3 protein-coding genes are annotated in these 2121 nt (G+C 42.7%); all 3 read right to left on the minus strand.

All coding sequences use genetic code 11. From position 1 onward, the window contains the following. Positions 1-1355: type III-B CRISPR module RAMP protein Cmr6 (cmr6, locus tag F6K37_RS39350; RefSeq protein ID WP_287256675.1), on the minus strand; the 1355-nt coding region annotated here is incomplete at its 3' end. Further along, a complete protein-coding gene (locus F6K37_RS39355; protein ID WP_287256677.1) occupies positions 1355-1837 on the minus strand; it encodes a hypothetical protein in 483 nt (160 codons plus the stop codon). The genes F6K37_RS39355 and cmr6, both read right to left, overlap by 1 nt. After that, positions 1834-2121 (minus strand): RAMP superfamily CRISPR-associated protein (locus F6K37_RS39360; RefSeq protein ID WP_287256679.1); only part of this gene is annotated, 288 nt, incomplete at its 5' end. The genes F6K37_RS39360 and F6K37_RS39355, both read right to left, overlap by 4 nt.

Genomic DNA, 2121 nt, shown 5'->3' on the forward strand with positions numbered 1-2121 from the left:
TCTCCACCAAGATGAAACATTAACCAAGTCAAGTTTACCAATAATTTTTGAATAGTATCCCGTTCAGTTTCGGTAGTTGGTGCTTCCCGGGAATAACTCAGTTTTAGGGTTCCCTGTTGTTTTAGACAAGGTTGATCTTTAAGCTGTTTTGAAGTTCGAGGATTTTTGGCATCAGTAATATTAAACTGAATCCATCCTTGAGTTTGAGGTTGAATTGAACCAAACAACTGACATTCCCACGTCTTTACTTGTGCTACTGGTAAAAAGCCTAAAGCCAAAGTACGGAACCAGTAGCGCACCATGGATTTAAAAGCTATAGGGCGCACCTCGGCTTCTGCATAGTCATCGGGTTTATCTTTATCGGTTTTATCTTTTTCCTTCAAAGGTTGGCGAACATTCCTAAAGCGTTTATACCCGTGAATCAGTTGACCTTCAAGGGTAAACTTGACCTGAAAAAATGGCTGATAATTATTCTGTTCACCTTTAACCAGCATTTGACCATAGCCAGTATTAATCTGGGAACCAACACCGGATTGTAACCCCTTTTTCAACCAAGTTTTGACTTGATTAAAGGTATCTTGCTCACATCTAGCAGTTGGACGTAACCCAATTAAAACTATCGGTCTGTTAAGAGAAAGGAAGGGATTAGGATTAGGGCTATACTTAGGAGAGTCTTGATCCCAACTCCAGATATTATTAGCCATATCCACAGCTAAGCCTCTCTTCTCGACTCCCCATTGCTTGGCTAAGGGGTAAGCATCCAGAAAAATCACTTTCCCTGCACGGTCTTTGTCTTCAGCTTCCAAGGAACCAAAGTACTGTGCAACGTGTTTTTCTGCTTGTTGGTGGGCTTCCTCCCTCTGTTGCTGAGTTACTTCTGCTTTCTGCTGGAGCATATTGTCTAGAATAGCTTGAGTGAATTCCCAAAGTGCCTGACGTCTTGCCACACCTCGCAGAGTACTGGAAGGAATATAAGGTATTCCCAAGGCATCGAAGGCCGGAAGCAGAATATTTTCCGGTCCGGTTTGTCCCCCTACACGCATCCGCCAAGCACACTCAACCTCAAATGTATTATCCTTTCCAGCAATTAGCTGAGTGCGCTGGTTGAGGGTTTCCAAGCGTTTTTTGTATCCTCCAGCTTTTTCTGCTGCCATCTGGAGAACTTGTACCTTGGTTAAGTTATTGTCTTGCTGGTTTTGCTTGTCACCTTTTGCTGATGATGACTCAATCACAGGTTGAGGCGATCGCATCCAGCGTAGATATTCTACAAAACTAGCAGAATTATTAGGTTGGAATCCCTTCGGGAGTTTTTCTAGCCAAGTGGGAAGGGATTGATTGTCTCTATTGAAGGTCATTAATCTGAGTCTCCTGGTTTAATGTCGTGGTAAACTGCATCTGCCCAGAAACTAAACTCTTGGGCTATCGCGAGTGCTACCCCTGTCAGACCCAGATATTGGTCATGTTTCATGGTATTGAGGGTTGCTAAACCGTCTTCATTGACTAAATTTCCGACTCCAGGAACGTTTTCTAAACTGCGAAAATAGCTTTCAATCACCTCTCTTTTGCCTTCCTGACTCTTGGTTGTCCTTTGGCCTATAGTAGGTGGCTTTTGTGGATCCCATTTATCAAGGGCAATTTCCTCACCTTTCAGACGCATTAATCCCCAAGTGGCAACATAGGTATAGAGTTCTACTGCTTGACTCTTTTGCTCTTGAAGATGCTGTTTATAGTCTTGGGACTTAATATCCTTGTTTTCCAAGGCGTTGTCATAGCGCGATCGCAAATCTTTTAAAGCTTCATAAGCATATTTACTCAGAGTCCGTGGATCAAACATCATCCTTTCCCCTCTTTTTTCCCATTAGATTCTTTCTGTGGTGCCATCCACTGTTGCACAAATCCTCGTCCTAAACTTTCCTGTCCGCCAATTTGCAACAGGGAATTCTCCTTTAATAGCTGTTGAAAATCATCAAGATGCTCTTGGGCAGTACCATTAACTTGAGTAGTAACTCCCCAAGGGAAGTACATCAAAGTATCAGGAGGAATTGCTTCTTCATAGCGAAAACTGCCATCTGTAACAACCTTGTGTTCATTGAGCTTTACCTTTACAGTTCTATTGATCTT

It is taken from the genome of Moorena sp. SIO4E2, assembly GCF_010671945.1.
In the GTDB taxonomy this organism is placed as follows: Bacteria; Cyanobacteriota; Cyanobacteriia; order Cyanobacteriales; family Coleofasciculaceae; genus Moorena; species Moorena producens.